Raw genomic sequence first — 14626 nt, 5'->3', positions numbered from 1 at the left:
GAGTATAAAAGACTTACACTACAGATGGCCTAGGCCGAGGCAATAATTGCCTCACCTAGGCCACCAGTGTTTTATGCCTCGAACTTATACCCCAAGCCACGCACTGTCACCAGAAGCTTAGGCTCAGAGGGTGTCTCTTCGATCTTGGCGCGCAGACGCTTGACGTGAACATCCAAAGTCTTGGTGTCACCCACGTAGTCTTGGCCCCAGATACGGTCAATAAGCTGACCACGCGTCATCACACGCCCAGCGTTCCGTACCAGCATTTCAAGGAGCTCAAATTCTTTGAGTGGCAACGCAAGTTCCTTACCACGAACACTTGCCACGTGACGCTCAACGTCAATCCGCACTCCCCCAGCTTCAAGAACGCCGTCGTCAATATCGGAAGACTCAGTATTGCGACGCATGACAGCCCGAATACGAGCAAGCAACTCACGTGACGAGTACGGCTTAGTCACATAGTCATCTGCCCCGAGCTCCAGACCCACAACCTTGTCGATCTCTGAGTCCTTTGCCGTCAACATGATGATCGGAACCTTGGACTTAGCGCGCAACAGGCGGCACACCTCGGTCCCGGAGGCCCCAGGCAACATGAGATCCAGAAGAACCAGATCAGCACCGTGAGAATCAAACTCCGCAAGAGCCTGCAGACCGTCCGCGGCGACTGTCACGTCATAACCCTCTTTACCCAACAGGTACGCAAGTGGGTCCGAAATTGACTCTTCGTCTTCGACGAGCAGAATCCGCGTCACGACTTCTCCTTCTGTGTCTCCGTTTGTGCCTGAGCGACCGTCAACGGCTGACCGCTGGAGTCGCTCAGCAAGATCCCTTCCTGCTGTGCCTGAGATAAATCGACCTCAGGGTGAGCAAGAGGTAAAACAATAGTAAACGTGGAACCTTGATCCAATTTCGACCATACGCGAACTTCACCGCCGTGCGTAGCCACGATGTGCTTCACAATGCTCAAGCCCAGCCCTGTTCCACCGGTCATACGTGAACGCGCCGGGTCCACCCGATAGAAACGCTCAAAAACACGCTGAGTGTCTTCGGTTGACAGCCCTATCCCCTGGTCGGTCACCGATATCGTGACATTTCCACCGTCTTCTTTTGCCCCCACACCCACTTTCGTGCCGTCGTTGGAGTAGCTAATGGCGTTGTCGATGAGGTTGCGCACAGCGTTGACTAGCAAGTCGTGGCTTCCCAAAACAGTCCAGTCGCCAATTGGGACCATGTCAATCGAAATGTTTTTGGCTTCAGCGCGAGTCTTTGCCCGGTCAACAGCCTCCTCGATCACCTTGGCAATACTCACGTCTTCGGTAGCACCTGGGGCTTCGTGATCTTGGACGCGTGAAAGGTCAATGATTTCCTGAACCAACTGAGTGAGCCGCTTGGACTCCTTCTGAATGCGACCCCCAAATCGGGCAACCGCCTCGGGGTCATCCGCACAGTCCGTAACCGCCTCAGCCAGCAACGACAAGGCACCCACGGGAGTTTTCAATTCGTGGGACACATTCGCAACGAAATCACGGCGCACCTCGTGAACCCGCTTAGCTTCAGTCTGGTCATCTGCCAGCACTAAAACATACGCAGACCCCAACGGTGCCACTCTCGCGTGAAGATGACGCACAAAAGCGCGATCGCCCCCACGCTCCTTCTTGAAGTTCACTTCTTCGATCAGCCCGCGAGCACGCACTCGAACAACGACTTCGAGAAGCTCAGGCGAAGACAAGGAGTGACCGCGCACAAGACCATACGTGTACGCGGCAGGAGACGCCTTGACAACATCGTCACCAGCGTCAACAACGATGGCCGCAGAAGGCAGAACCGCAAGTACTTCTGCAATACCTTCAGGAAGCTCTTCATCGGAGTGAAGATCAGCACTATTGCGGCTTTTTTCCGACAGGCGGAACGCCAAAATCCCGGAAATACCTAGCCCCAGACCCACAACACCGGTCAAAAGGGAAATAATCAACACGTCCACGTTGTTAGCCTAGTAGTACGTTTACCTTGGTATCGCACCGGCACCGAAATTGTGCACACTTGTCAGCATGAATTCACCTCGGTGTCAGTGGTCGTTTACTGACAGGTGGGAACGTAAAACAGTCCATGCCCTCTGGCATGCCCGCGACTTACTCTGAAAGGACCGCAATGCGCGAAGTCTTTACCAAAGAACTTGAAGCACTTGCTGATGGTCTAGTTGACCTCGGAAACCTGGCTGTTGAAGCTATCAAACAGTCCAACAAGGCCCTTACTACCAATGACCTCCAGCTCGCTGAACAGGTCATCACTGACGACGCGCAGGTCAACGCAAACCAGGTCGAGATCGACCGTCGCGCAGTCGAGATTCTGGCACTCCAGGCACCTGTTGCCGCCGACCTCCGCATTGTTGTTGCAGCCCTGAAGATGAGCGTCGCGCTTGAACGCATGGGTGACCTGGCTCGCCACATTTCCGCGCTGGTTCGCATCCGCTACCCAGAACACGCTGTTCCAGAAGCTTTTGAACGCATTTTCACCCGCATGGGATCGGTTGCTGAGCGCATTGGTGAAGGAATGGTCGAGCTTCTTTCAACACCAGGTCTTGCAGCCGTTCCAATGATTTCAGCCTTGGACGAAGAGCTTGACACACTGCACCTGGAAGTATTCACCGTGATCGCTTCACTGAGCGCCGACCAGATCACCCCCAGCCAGATCGCTGACGTGACTCTGCTGGCCCGCTACTACGAGCGCTTCGGTGACCAGGCTGTCAACGTTGCTCAGCGCGTTGACTACATGCTGTCTGGAAACCTGGACTCTGACGCTACTTCAGCGGAGTAACAACACTCCGTAGCTGCACTGAAAACGTGCACTGAAAACAACGATGGCCCGCCATGATGAAACTGGCGGGCCATCGTTGTTTTCGGCTTGCTTTCGGTTTACTTCCCTTGGTTCGCGACCGCTGCAGCCGCTTCCTGTGCAGCTTCCGGGTCAAGGTATGTGCCGCCGCGCTTGACTGGCGCGAAGTGTTCGTCCAGTTCGTAGTGCAGTGGGATTCCTGTTGGAATGTTCAACCCGGCAATGTCTTCGTCGCTGATTCCGTCGAGGTGCTTCACCAGCGCGCGCAGCGAGTTGCCGTGCGCTGTGATCAGAACAGTCTTGCCGTCACGCAGGTCAGGGATTACGGAGTCATACCAGTACGGCAACAGACGCGCGATCACGTCTTTGAGGCATTCGGTGCGTGGAATCGAGTCACCTAGGTTGGCGTAACGGGCGTCGCCTGCCTGCGACCATTCGCTGGCGTCATCTAGCTCAGGTGGTGGCGTGTCAAAGGAACGACGCCACGTCATGAACTGTTCTTCGCCGTATTCGTCGCGGATTTCTTTTTTGTTCTTGCCCTGCAGCGCGCCGTAATGGCGTTCGTTGAGGCGCCATGAACGCTTCACGTCAATCCAGTGGCGGTCAGCCGCGTTGAGTGCGAGGTTAGCGGTGACGATCGCCCTGCGCAGGCGCGAGGTGTGGAGGACGTCTGGGAGAAGACCGGCTTCTGTGAGCAGTTCTCCCGCCCGTGCCGCTTCAGTGCGTCCTTGTTCGGTGAGAGGGACGTCGACCCATCCGGTGAAGAGGTTTTTCTGGTTCCATTCGCTCTGGCCGTGGCGCAGGAGCACAAGATTGTACGTCATGCTTCTATTCTGTCATGCAGACGTCATTCTGACATGTGGGTGTCGCTCTTCTGAGAGTCTGGATCCAGGATTTTCCTAAACGCTTCGAGGTTGCGGGTGGATTCGCCACGTGATACCCGCCATTCCCACTCCTTCTTCATGGACGTGATGAACCCGCGGACCAGCAGCTCGTTAAAAGAGGAGTCTGCGACAGTGAGAAACTCCCCCATGAGCCGGTCAATGAGGTCTTCGGTGACCGCTTCGCGGGGAATGGCTGCGCGCAGGTAGACGTCGCCGAGGTGGTCGACGGCGAACGCTGTCATGGACAGTTCCAGGTTCTTCCGCAGGAGGTACGTGGCGAAGGTGAGGTGGTTTTCGTCGGGGCGGCGAATGATGAAGGCTTGGCAGTCGAGGCTGTGGTGGCTTTCTTTGACCGACACCGCTGTTTTGAGTTTCTTTTCGCCCGGCAGGACCACAACAGAGTGGTGGTCGTTCACCACGTCGATCTCAACGTCACTGTTTGTGGCCCACGTGTGAAGTATGTCTAGGGCTGTCATTGGTCTCCTCTCACAGCTGGTTTAACACGTTACGCACGCACGTATCCCACGTAAAGTTCTGAGCGTGTGCAACCCCTGCGTGGCCCATGCGTTTGCGTTGAGCCGGGTCCTTGAGCAGTTCAGTGATTGTGTGTGCCAACCCAACGTGATCGCCAGGTTCGCAGAGGGCTCCGGTTTCCCCGTCGATCACCACACTAGGTAACCCGCCCACCCGGGAGGCCACCACGCACGCCCCACTGGCTGCCGCCTCGGCCGCTACGAATCCAAACGACTCCGAACGCGACGGCACGATCACCAGATCAGCCCGGCGGTACCACTCGACGAGTTCATGCGGTGGGACCGGTGGGGTGATGTCGACACATTCAGCCACGCCCAGCTGGGTGGCGAGGTGCTCAAAGTCTTGGGTGTCTGGTCCCCCGGAGCCGCCGCCCAGGAACTCCACGCGCACATTCATGCCGGCCCTCCGCAACTCGGCGAGCGCGCGCATCATGACGTCAGTGCCTTTGATGTACTGCATGCGGCCCACACACACCAAGGTGTAGGGGGTAGCCGGCTCCCCCGCCCCGGGGTCGCTGGCGTCGCCCTGCGTGAAAATCCGGTGGTTCACCCCAGGCTGCGCCACGACAACGCGCGCACGCGGGTCCAACAGTTCACGCATAGCAACAGCTTCAAGCGGCGTGTTTGCCACCAGCAGGTGCGCATCACGAGCGATCTGTTTTTCAGCTTCCAAACGCTCAACAGGTTCAAGGGACGTCCCTGTGTCACGGTCTTTCACAGCCCCTATCGTGTGAAAGCTCACCACGACCGGCCTACGCAAACTGTCATTATCATTGCTGATCAGAGCCGTTTTTACTGAAATCCAGTAGTGAGCCCACACAACGTCAGCGTCGCGGTACTCCGGGATATGCACCAGTCGTGACGCCAGCTCATCCATGTATTGCGGAAGATCGTCCTTACCTGTTGCATTCACGCGCAAGTGACGCACCTCAATGTTGTCCTGCGTGACGCTGTCTGGTCCGGCCCATGCGGGGTCGGCGGTGAAGATTGTCACCTGGTGGCCGAGGTCGTTTAAGACTCGGGCGGTGTTCGTCACGTAGACGTTGAGACCCCCTGCATCACCCTGGCCGGGCTGAGCAAGTGGGGACGTGTGAAGAGAGAGGATAGCAACGCGCACGCTTGAAGTGTATCTGGCCGGGTGTCAGCGTCCTCGGTATCGAGGGTCCACTGCACGTAGAGCTTTACGGACATCGGCAAAGTACACACCGGCGGCCACGATCCCCAAAAGAGTGACAAAGGGGACGCGAAAGTGCATGGGTGGCAGAGCAACAAAAGCCAAGGCTGACGCAACCCCCAGAATTGCTGACCAGAACACGCGGGAGCGCTTACCGGCAGCGTCGTAGACCTCTTGGGAGTACCGCAAAGAGTCAATGAACGCGAACAGCTGAAAAACGAACGCTGCGACGTTCAGGAGCATAAAAATGAACGACTGAAGATTGCCGAATGCCTCAAGCATGCTTGCCAGTTTACCCTTTTACTCGTCGAGCTCGGGCAGTACATCATTGGCCGCGTCTTCGGTCATACCTGCTGCAGACATGAGATCGTTCGAAAGAGGACGCAACAACAAAACGAGAGTCTCATCGTGCCGGTCGGTCACAAAGTCAGCTTTTGGACTCAACGTGCGGGCGACCTGGGCGAGGAACATTTCAGCAGGCACGCGCGATGTCCCGCGTCGCAGAGCAATCCGCAACATGGCAGCGCCTTCACCCAACTGTTCAATGGGATGTGCTACCCCTGGCCGTTCAACACCGGTCGCGGCCATCGCGACCACTCGGCGGGCAATCACCCGTACCAGACGCATCGCACGGTCCGCGTATTCGCATGCTCTGGCCAAACGGGTGACTTCAGCAGCGTACCTGCGTGAACGTGCGTTGATTCGGGTCGCTTCTTGGGACACGCTGATCGATGACCGCCACGAGTCGACGAACTCTTGGCTTTCGCGTGCCCGTTCAAGAACTCGTTCAGCTAAATCGGTGTCGGCTGTGCGCAGGGCTTTTGCTGTCCCTTTAAGCAGAACCGAAATTTCGTACAGAAGATTCGCCGCCCGGTTACGCGGCCGTTTTCGCGCATCTGATGGCACGATCAGCGCCATGAGGATCGCGATCACGGCCCCTACAATCGCGTCAATCGTGCGGTCGAACGGTTTCGTGGCAATCGACATGGGGACGGCCACCACATACACCGCTTGGATCGCAATTTGGTTCACGAACAGGGCACCGGAGTTCAGGATGTTCCCCACAACCAAGCCCGCGAAAATGACGACCGCGATCTGCCAGATCCCAATGCCGAACACGTGAACCAGGATTTCGCCCACGAGAACGCCCAGGGTGGCCCCCAAACCGATCTCAATTGACCGGCGCAAACGCTTATCAGCCGTAACACCGGTCCCAATAACAGCAGCAACCGCGGCGAGGAACGGTGCAGGGTGGCCAAGAACGTAGTGACAGAACGCGTAGCCACTGGTGGCGCCAATCACCACCTGCAGGATCTGGCTGGAATTCTCAATTGCGCGACGCCCACCCAACCGGACGCGCACTCCAAGAGCACTGCTGAGACGCCTATAAAGGGGTTTCTTCTTACTGGCCTGCGTCATTTTCACCCCTTCCTCACTCAAGTTTAATCGAGCCCTCAACACACGCTAGGAAAAATATGACAAGGTGAGGAAAGCTGATAACGGAGGACATATGACCACAAATCTCAAACGAAGTGAAGCCGCCACGCGTTCGGAACTTCTTACGACCCACAGTTATACGGTGCACCTCGATATCACCTCGGCACCGGACCTTGCGCAAAAAACGTTCACATCAACGTCGACAGTCGTTTTTGATGCGCACCACGAAGCAGAAACATTCATCGACTTCATCGCAGACTCCGTCAGCGATATCACCATCAACGGGCAGTCGCTGGACCCGGCAGACCACTTCGACGGAGCACGCGTCATCTTCCCTGCCACAGCAGGCTCCAACACCCTCACTGTCACAGGGCAAGCCGTCTACTCCACCAGTGGTGAAGGTATGCACCGGTTCGTGGACCCGGCTGACGACAAGATTTACCTATACACGCAGTACGAGCCCACTGACGCACGGCGAGTGTTCGCGAACTTCGACCAGCCTGACCTCAAAGCGACGTTCACGTTCTCAGTAACCGCTCCTCACGATTTCCTCGTCCTCAACAACACCGCCCCCACGGAGTCCCAGACTTCCACCTCGGAAGCTGCCACGACCTCGGCGGTCACCCACGAATTTGCCACCACGGAACGCATGTCCACATACATCACATGCGTGTGCGCAGGGCACTACGTGGGCGCGCACGACACCTACACCCGAGGCGACCTCACCATCCCAATGAGCGTGTACGTCCGCGCTTCCCTGGCCGAAAGCATGGACGCCGACAACATCTTCACGGTCACCAAACAGGGCCTGGACTTCTACCACGACAACTTCGAATTCCCGTACCCATGGGGCAAGTACGACCAGATTTTTGTTCCCGAATACAACTTGGGTGCCATGGAGAACCCGGGGCTGGTAACGTTCGTCGACTCGTTCATCTACCGTGATGCCGTCACGCGCACTGAGTACGAATCGCGCGCAAACGTGATCCTGCACGAAATGGCGCACATGTGGTTCGGCGACCTGGTCACCATGAAGTGGTGGGACGACCTGTGGTTGAAGGAGTCGTTCGCCGACTACATGGCGTCGCTCGCCCTGACCACGGCAACCGAGTTCACCGACGGTTGGGTGACGTTCGCTCTGCGCCGCAAAGACTGGGCGTACCGCCAAGACCAGTACCCCACCACCCACCCCATCGTGGCCGACATCCCTGACGTCGAAGCCGCTCGTTTGAACTTCGACGGGATCACCTACGCCAAGGGAGCCTCCGTCCTCAAGCAACTGGTCGCGTTTGTGGGACTGGACGCGTTCATGGCCGGGTCCCGGGACTACTTCGCCAAGCACGCGTTTGGCAACACCACTCTGGTGGACTTCCTCGACGCTCTCGAAGCACGCACTGAGGGCCGTGACGTGCGCGCCTGGGCCGACGCATGGCTCACCACCACGGGCGTGAGCGAAATCAGTGTCGACGTTGAAACCGATGACGCGGGAATCATCACCGCGGCCACCGTGTCACAGAACAACACCGGGCCCCATGTGGATCGGCCCCACACGTTTACGCTGGCCGGATTCAACCGCCAACGCAGCGCCATGCACCCAACCGGAACGTGGAAGATCGACTTTGATGCCGCCTCGGCCCCTCTTCCCCAGCTGGTGGGCACCCAGCGGCCGGACCTCCTTCTGCCGGGCCACGGCGACGACGACTTTGCCAAAATGCGCCTGGATGAGACCTCAACGTCGCACGCTTTGCTCAGTGTGACTAAGCTCCAGGATTCCCTGGACCGGGCGGTCGTGTGGTCTGCCCTGACGAACGCAATGCGCGACGGTTCGTTGAGTGTAAGTTCCTTCGTTGACGCGTACGCTCGTTCGCTGGGTCGTGAACGGCACGCTGGCATCAACGCGGGTCTGCGCATGCAGGCGCTCACGGCGATCAAGTTGTGGACCACGGATGTCGAAGAGACGCTGGGCACGATCTTAGGTTCGGCGCTGGACGCGTTTGAAACCGCTGAGCCTGGCTCTGACACGCAGCTCAATTTGGCAGAAATCGTGCTCATTTTTGTCGCACATTCGGCAACTGTTGTGGTTCCCGGTCCCGAGGTCGTTGCGGCCCGCGATTTCGCCTCGCGTATTCTGGCGTCCGGGCCCACGTTTGAGGGATACGGTCTCAAGGTAGACAACGCGCTGAAGTGGAAGGCGCTCATTTCGCTGGTTGTTCTGGGCTGGGCTGATGAAGAAGATATTGCCGCCCAGGAGTCCCGCGACCGCACGGATTCGGGAGTCATGCAGGCTCGGACGGCGCGTGCGGCCCGGTCGCTTCCGGTAGCTAAGATGCGGGCGTTTGAAGCAGTCACTACCGATACATCGCTGTCAAACAATTCGCTATCCGCGACGATCGCTGGGTTTACGGCGCCTGTTGCCACCCCGATTCTTGAGCCGTTTGTGGACGCATACTTTGCGCAGCTCGAATCGTTCTGGACTACCCGGTCAAACGAGATCGCGAAACGTTTGGTGTTGGGACTGTACCCGTCGTGGTCGACCCGCCGTGAGTATGTTGCCCAGCGGACTGACGCGTGGCTGCGCGAGCACGGCACTGCTCCTGCGGCTTTGCGCCGGCTCGTGACCGAATTAGGCGATGACACGCACCGCGCAGTCCGAGTGCAGAGAGCCCAAGCGTCTCTGTGACATTTTGAACTCAGAGCGCCCACAGTGCGGACGCTTCTGTGACATACGCGACACTACGCTTAACTAAGCTGTCATGAGCACCTCAAGCATGAATCCTCAAGAGCAGCGTAGTGCCCGCGTTGCTGTCACGATTTTTCCGGCCATGGTTGTTGCGGCTGGCGTCTTCGGGTTTTTGATGCCCGAGGTCGTCACGCCCATGGCTCCTTCCGTCACCTGGCTCCTGGGTGGGGTCATGTTCTTTATGGGCCTGACGCTCACCGTGCCGGACTTCACGCAGATCGCGAAGAAACCGTGGATTGCGATTGTGGGTGTTGTGGCTCAGTACTTGTTCATGCCTTTGGCTGGATGGCTTGTTGCGGTTCTTTTGGGCTTGCCTCCTGAGCTTGCTGCGGGTGTCATCTTGGTGGGGTGTGCTCCGGGTGGAACGGCCTCAAATGTGGTCACGTATTTGGCTCGTGGTGACGTTGCACTTTCGGTGTCGGTGACCACTCTGTCTACTCTGATTGCACCGTTGGCCACTCCAGCTCTTACGCTCATGTTTGCTGGTCAGTACATGGACGTGAGTTTTTCGACGATGATGATGTCGATCGTGAAAACCGTGCTGGTTCCAGTCATTGCAGGTGTTGTTATTCGTATTTTTGCGGACAAGTTCATCCAGAAAATCAGCCCTGTTCTGCCGTGGCTTTCGGCCTTGACGATTGCGCTCATTGTGGCGATCGTTGTGGGCGGTTCTGCGGACAAACTGGTGTCTGCGGGCGCGACCGTCTTGCTGGCTGTCGTATTGCACAATTCGATCGGTTTGGCGCTAGGTTTCGCGACTGGTCTGGCGGTTGGCCTGTCCGCGGCTCAGCGTCGAGCGCTCACGTTTGAGGTGGGGCTCCAGAACTCCGGGTTGGCGGCGACCTTGGCTACGACCTACATCTCGCCTTTGGCCGCTCTGCCCGGCGCAGTGTTTAGCGTATGGCACAACGTGTCTGGTGCGATCCTGGCAGCGATCTTCGCCCGCCAGCCAATAGACAACGCTCCATGTGAAAAGAAAACAGCAGAAACGGCGCCTGAGGCCTAGAGGCTCACACCCATTCGCCAATACCCCATAAACGAGGAGCTGTCTTTGGGTAGCCCCCGCTTCTTACGCATCTCGTGACGGAGTCGCGCAACGGTGTCGGCGTCGGCAGCAACCCACGTATATAACGCGTCCGTGTTACCGCGCCTAGCTTCGTCCCACAAAAGTACGGAGCTGTCATATGAGTCGTCAGGATCAACCTGTTTTTCGGAAGATGCGATACCGTTTTGGTCACACCATTCTTGAACGGCGCGGTAGAGCAAATCACCACGCGTCGTACCGGTGTGCGACTCCCGCGGTAGCCAGCTCACGGTGACACCATGCGGCGCGGTGAAGCCCTGAATGTCTCCAGACGAAGGCACTTCCAGGAAAACCGCTCCACGCATCTCAGGGTCTAGGCTTTCAACGATGTTGCTAATAGCGGGAACCGCAGTTTCATCTCCGGCGATGAGTACCTGTGACGCACTGCCAGGCGCCCATGCAACCCCCTCTGAAGAAGAACCAGGGGCGCCTTCGACAGGCCCCACAATTGCAATGTGCGTTCCTATAGGAGCTTCCACTGCGAATGCACTCGCGGGCCCCTCAGTTCCGTGAACCACGAAGTCAACGTCAAGCTCTTTGGACATCGGACGTACTGCTTTGACGGTGTACGTGCGCAAGCGAGGCCGCACGTCTTCGGGTAGCGAACGTGCCCAGGCGAGCCAATCATCGCGTTCCACCAGCTCCTCAACGCACTCACGCGAACCCAAAACAAGCTTGATGCGTTGGTCCAGGCACGTTGTTCCGAACTGGTCGAGTTTGGGGCCTGTGAATGTCAGCCGTACAAGATTCTCTGACACCTGAGTACGAGCGGACAGATGAACGAGAAACGGCGTATAAGACTGAGGCATAACTAGGATTCCTTTCGCATTCGAACAAGTAGCCACAAGAAGTACGGGCAACCGATGATCGCTGTGGCCAGACCTGCAGGAATCTGACCGGGAGCCACAATTGTTCGCCCCAGGGCATCGGCACACACAACGAGAACAGCGCCAGTCAGCGATGCAAGAGGCAGCAGAACAGCATGGCGAGCGCCCACAATGAGACGGGCAACATGTGGAGCCACCAGACCAACAAAAGCGATCACTCCGATCGTTACGGTGGTCACGGTGACGAGTATCAGCGCAATGAGTACAAGAATGACACGGTGCCGAACGACGTTTACCCCCAGGATTCGAGGAGTACTGTCGTCGATCTGAATAACATCTAGATCGCGAACCACATACATACACGCCGCGCTTCCTAGCACCAGGCACACCACCATAGGCAGGACCTGCGCCAGAGTGACCCCTGACGTGGATCCGGACAACCATGTCATCGCCATTGTGCGGTTCCACGGATCGGAGACGACGATCAGACAGGTGGTGAGCGCCTGGGTCGCTGTAGCGATTCCAATACCTGTAACAACCATGCGCGCCTGGTCGAAACCACCTCGGCCCGCTAAACCGAAAAGCAGTAACCCCACCACCAGCGCACTCAGCCCCGCCCAGACTAATAAGGTCGCAAAGTCGCTCTTGTGGAGCACTGTCAGTGCGAATACAGCACCCAAACCTGCTCCACCGGAAACGCCCAAAACGCCCGGATCGGCAAGCGGATTTCGTGTCGTCCCCTGCAAAACGACACCCGCAAGAGCAAGGCATGCACCGGCGAGACATGCGACGAAAACCCGTGGAATGCGTGATTCCAACACGATCTCCACCTGTGGAGGGGCGATGTTGTTGAGGTAGTTCACCACGTCGCCGGTGAACAGAACGGTGTCGCCTACGAGGATCGCACCACCCACACACAGGGCTAACACAATGGCAGAAGCGCCGATAATGACACGCGGTCGATCGAACCCCAGCTTTGTGCCGTTCTTCATTGTCACCAGGGAGTCGGAATCAAATCCAGACTTGACTCCTTGCGCCAACACGATGAGGAAAATCGCCCCAATAATCGATGTCACAATGCCAGTGGGAATCGATACAGAGTCGCTTCCGGGGATCACCGCTCTGAGTATCACGTCGGAGCCAACCACCAGGATGACACCAACAATCATGGACATGAGGAACATACTGCGAGCGTGGCTCAGCTCCGCGACCCAGCGCGCAGCAATACGTGTGAGCGCGGGAGCACACAGCCCAACAAAGGCAATCGGCCCGGCCACTGTAACAGCGCTTGCCGCAAGGAGTACTGACAGGACAACGAAGGTTGTTCGCCAAACTACAACGTTGATACCTAGGCTCGACGCCGCATCATCGCCTAGATGCATCACGTCGAGTTTGTGGCCTGTCATAAAGACCGCAACAAGCACCGCACCAACGACTACGGCAAGCTGAAGGACACCTCCCATACCAATTTGTCCCAGCGATCCTGAACCCCACGCCACCAGGCTCTGCGTCTCGAACGAATAGAACAACAGGAACACCGTCGTGAGCGCCGACAAGCCCATTGCTATCACGCTGCCTGCCAGTACCAAACGAACGGGCGAAGATCCTCGCGAAAGCGCGACTACTACGCCTGCGGCGATGAGCCCACCTATGAACGCGACTGCTGTTCCTGAAACAAATGACAGCGTCACGCCGCTAACGGCGACCACGGTCAAAGACAAGTACGCTCCAGCATTGACCGCGAGAGTGTCAGGTGATGCCAAAGCATTTCGGGTGAGTAACTGCATAAGCGCACCAGCTCCACCCAGGGCAACTCCCACTACGATGCCTGCAAGCAACCTCGGGAGTCGAGAATTCAAAATGACAGTTGTGTCAAAGTCTGATCCGCGCCCCGTTGCCCACTGAAGGACAGCGCCGGGAGTGACGTTTGATGTCCCCTGCGTAAGGTGTATCACCGACAGAACCAGCACCAGGCTCAATACCGCAACGAGCAGGGGCGCAAAGGACGGAAGTGTGCGTGTCCAGCGTCTAGCCTCGTGCGAGTCGGTAGGCACATCGTTACGCGTGCGAGTTGCTTTGAGTGAATGTGTCATGGGTTTTGCGACGTAATGGTTGGAAGAATCAACCAGTCACTGTGTCAACGTAGAGCTTGGCCATTTGTTCGAGCGACTTGGTGCCGCCGTATAGCCATACGCTGTCAGAAATCTTGTGAACTCGATTGTTTTTAACGATTCCAAGGCCTTTCCAGATGCCATTGGAGTTCAACGCCGCGATCGGGTCCTCTCCCCCTTTTTCCGCGTAGTAGAACACATGGGCGTCCTCAGTCAGAGACGTCAACCCTTCCACATCGCTATTGCTAATGCCGTAGTCCTTGTCACCATTGTCACTCCACGCGTTGGACAATCCCACGTCTTTGGCTACAACGCCCGGACCAGATCCAGGACCATGCATGCGGAAGTCAATCGTGTTAGCAGTTTGTGTGGGGTATGTGTAGACGACGGGGGTACCTTCTTTGTTGGCATCAGCGATTTTGCGCTTACACTCCTCAACGGTGGCATCGTAGTCCTCAGCAAGCTTCTTTGCTTCAGCGTCTTTTCCAGTAAGCGTCCCGACTTTCTTCTGGTTCTCTTTGAGAAGGTCGATGAGTCCGTCGGTAGTTGCACTGTTAAATACGGCGACCGGCGCGATCTTTTCAATGGTCGCCATCTGCTTATCGGGAATTGAAGATTTGTCAGCCAGAATGAGATCAGGTTCTAACGCGGCAATAGCGTCAACGCTCGGCTCAGTTCGGATGCCCACGTCCTTGGGGTCATTTTGCAGTGGAACAGCTGTGTCCCATTCGGCATACCCCTTGGGGTCGGCGACACCAACCGGATTGACACCAAGCGCCACAGCATATTCGGTGACCGACCATTCCAAGGTCACAACCTTTTCGGCAGGACCGTCAAGAGTTACGGTCTTTCCGCGGCTGTCTGTAATCGAGACTGAGGAACCGCCTTTATCAGCCTTCGTATCTTGCGCTTCATATTTTGTGCCACAACCACTAAGCGAGAGAAGACCGACCACCGCGATCGCGAGCATTTTACGTAGACCCATAGGGTTCCTTTCGTTTGAG

13 protein-coding genes are annotated in these 14626 nt (G+C 57.1%); 3 read left to right on the top strand and 10 right to left on the bottom strand.

The features are described 5' to 3' along the window. Positions 1-71: 71 nt before the first annotated feature. Together QP868_RS00485 and QP868_RS00480 are read right to left on the bottom strand one after the other, a co-directional pair. Complete coding sequence (locus QP868_RS00485; RefSeq protein WP_284924547.1) at positions 72-752, bottom strand: response regulator transcription factor; 681 nt, start codon at positions 750-752, stop codon at positions 72-74. Beyond that, positions 749-1981 (bottom strand): sensor histidine kinase, encoded by a 1233-nt coding sequence (locus QP868_RS00480; RefSeq protein ID WP_284924546.1) that lies wholly within the window; start codon positions 1979-1981, stop codon positions 749-751. Before QP868_RS00480 ends, QP868_RS00485 begins: the two co-directional genes overlap by 4 nt. Before the next feature lie 167 nt (positions 1982-2148). On the opposite strand from QP868_RS00480, the gene phoU reads away from it, so the two are divergent. Continuing rightward, positions 2149-2814 carry a phosphate signaling complex protein PhoU gene (phoU, locus tag QP868_RS00475; protein WP_284924545.1) on the top strand — a complete coding sequence of 222 codons (666 nt, stop codon included), beginning with the start codon at positions 2149-2151 and terminating at the stop codon, positions 2812-2814. Positions 2815-2912: 98 nt separating this feature from the next. Here the strand turns inward: phoU and QP868_RS00470 are convergent, their stop codons facing one another. From QP868_RS00470 to QP868_RS00450, 5 genes are read right to left on the bottom strand one after another with little or no spacing between them, the layout of a single operon-like run. Further along, the gene (locus QP868_RS00470) at positions 2913-3656 is read right to left on the bottom strand and encodes a phosphoglyceromutase (RefSeq protein ID WP_284924544.1); all 744 of its coding nucleotides are present in this window, start codon (positions 3654-3656) and stop codon (positions 2913-2915) included. Positions 3657-3679: 23 nt separating this feature from the next. After that, positions 3680-4192, bottom strand: coding sequence for a type III secretion system chaperone family protein (locus QP868_RS00465; protein WP_284924543.1), 513 nt, complete (start codon positions 4190-4192; stop codon positions 3680-3682). Between the two features lie 10 nt (positions 4193-4202). Beyond that, entirely contained in the window at positions 4203-5366 is a 1164-nt protein-coding gene (locus QP868_RS00460; protein WP_284924542.1) for a glycosyltransferase, read from the bottom strand. Positions 5367-5390: 24 nt separating this feature from the next. Next, on the bottom strand, positions 5391-5705 hold the full coding sequence (locus tag QP868_RS00455) for a DUF2516 family protein (RefSeq protein ID WP_284924541.1): 315 nt from the start codon (positions 5703-5705) through the stop codon (positions 5391-5393). A gap of 18 nt (positions 5706-5723) precedes the next feature. Beyond that, a complete protein-coding gene (locus QP868_RS00450) occupies positions 5724-6842 on the bottom strand; it encodes an FUSC family protein (protein WP_284924540.1) in 1119 nt (372 codons plus the stop codon). Between the two features lie 91 nt (positions 6843-6933). Here QP868_RS00450 and pepN point away from each other — a divergent pair, with 91 nt between their 5' ends. Both pepN and QP868_RS00440 read left to right on the top strand, forming a co-directional pair. After that, positions 6934-9540, top strand: coding sequence for an aminopeptidase N (gene pepN, locus QP868_RS00445; protein WP_284924539.1), 2607 nt, complete (start codon positions 6934-6936; stop codon positions 9538-9540). A gap of 73 nt (positions 9541-9613) precedes the next feature. Beyond that, positions 9614-10606 (top strand): bile acid:sodium symporter family protein, encoded by a 993-nt coding sequence (locus QP868_RS00440; protein WP_284924538.1) that lies wholly within the window; start codon positions 9614-9616, stop codon positions 10604-10606. Here QP868_RS00440 and QP868_RS00435 read toward each other — a convergent pair. The 3 genes from QP868_RS00435 to QP868_RS00425 are packed head-to-tail and all read right to left on the bottom strand — an operon-like array spanning position 10603 to position 14607. Then, entirely contained in the window at positions 10603-11493 is an 891-nt protein-coding gene (locus tag QP868_RS00435; RefSeq protein ID WP_284924537.1) for a siderophore-interacting protein, read from the bottom strand. The two genes, QP868_RS00440 and QP868_RS00435, sit on opposite strands and share 4 nt — an antisense overlap. 2 nt (positions 11494-11495) lie before the next feature. Beyond that, positions 11496-13604 (bottom strand): iron ABC transporter permease, encoded by a 2109-nt coding sequence (locus QP868_RS00430; protein ID WP_284924536.1) that lies wholly within the window; start codon positions 13602-13604, stop codon positions 11496-11498. Positions 13605-13632: 28 nt separating this feature from the next. Beyond that, on the bottom strand, positions 13633-14607 hold the full coding sequence (locus tag QP868_RS00425) for an ABC transporter substrate-binding protein (protein WP_284924535.1): 975 nt from the start codon (positions 14605-14607) through the stop codon (positions 13633-13635). Between the last annotated feature and the right edge of the window lie 19 nt (positions 14608-14626).

The organism is Brevibacterium sp. UMB1308A, assembly GCF_030230605.1.
GTDB lineage: Bacteria > Actinomycetota > Actinomycetes > Actinomycetales > Brevibacteriaceae > Brevibacterium.
This window is presented reverse-complemented; position numbering and strand designations above follow the sequence as displayed.

Bases quoted from the DNA above. Each gene is read 5' to 3' on its own strand.
- QP868_RS00450 (WP_284924540.1), bottom strand. From the start codon at position 6,842: ATGACGCAGGCCAGTAAGAAGAAACCCCTTTATAGGCGTCTCAGCAGT.
- QP868_RS00455 (WP_284924541.1), bottom strand. From the start codon at position 5,705: ATGCTTGAGGCATTCGGCAATCTTCAGTCGTTCATTTTTATGCTCCTG.
- QP868_RS00465 (WP_284924543.1), bottom strand. From the start codon at position 4,192: ATGACAGCCCTAGACATACTTCACACGTGGGCCACAAACAGTGACGTT.
- QP868_RS00430 (WP_284924536.1), bottom strand. From the start codon at position 13,604: ATGACACATTCACTCAAAGCAACTCGCACGCGTAACGATGTGCCTACC.
- pepN (WP_284924539.1), top strand. From the start codon at position 6,934: ATGACCACAAATCTCAAACGAAGTGAAGCCGCCACGCGTTCGGAACTT.
- QP868_RS00435 (WP_284924537.1), bottom strand. From the start codon at position 11,493: ATGCCTCAGTCTTATACGCCGTTTCTCGTTCATCTGTCCGCTCGTACT.
- phoU (WP_284924545.1), top strand. From the start codon at position 2,149: ATGCGCGAAGTCTTTACCAAAGAACTTGAAGCACTTGCTGATGGTCTA.
- QP868_RS00440 (WP_284924538.1), top strand. From the start codon at position 9,614: ATGAGCACCTCAAGCATGAATCCTCAAGAGCAGCGTAGTGCCCGCGTT.
- QP868_RS00425 (WP_284924535.1), bottom strand. From the start codon at position 14,607: ATGGGTCTACGTAAAATGCTCGCGATCGCGGTGGTCGGTCTTCTCTCG.
- QP868_RS00470 (WP_284924544.1), bottom strand. From the start codon at position 3,656: ATGACGTACAATCTTGTGCTCCTGCGCCACGGCCAGAGCGAATGGAAC.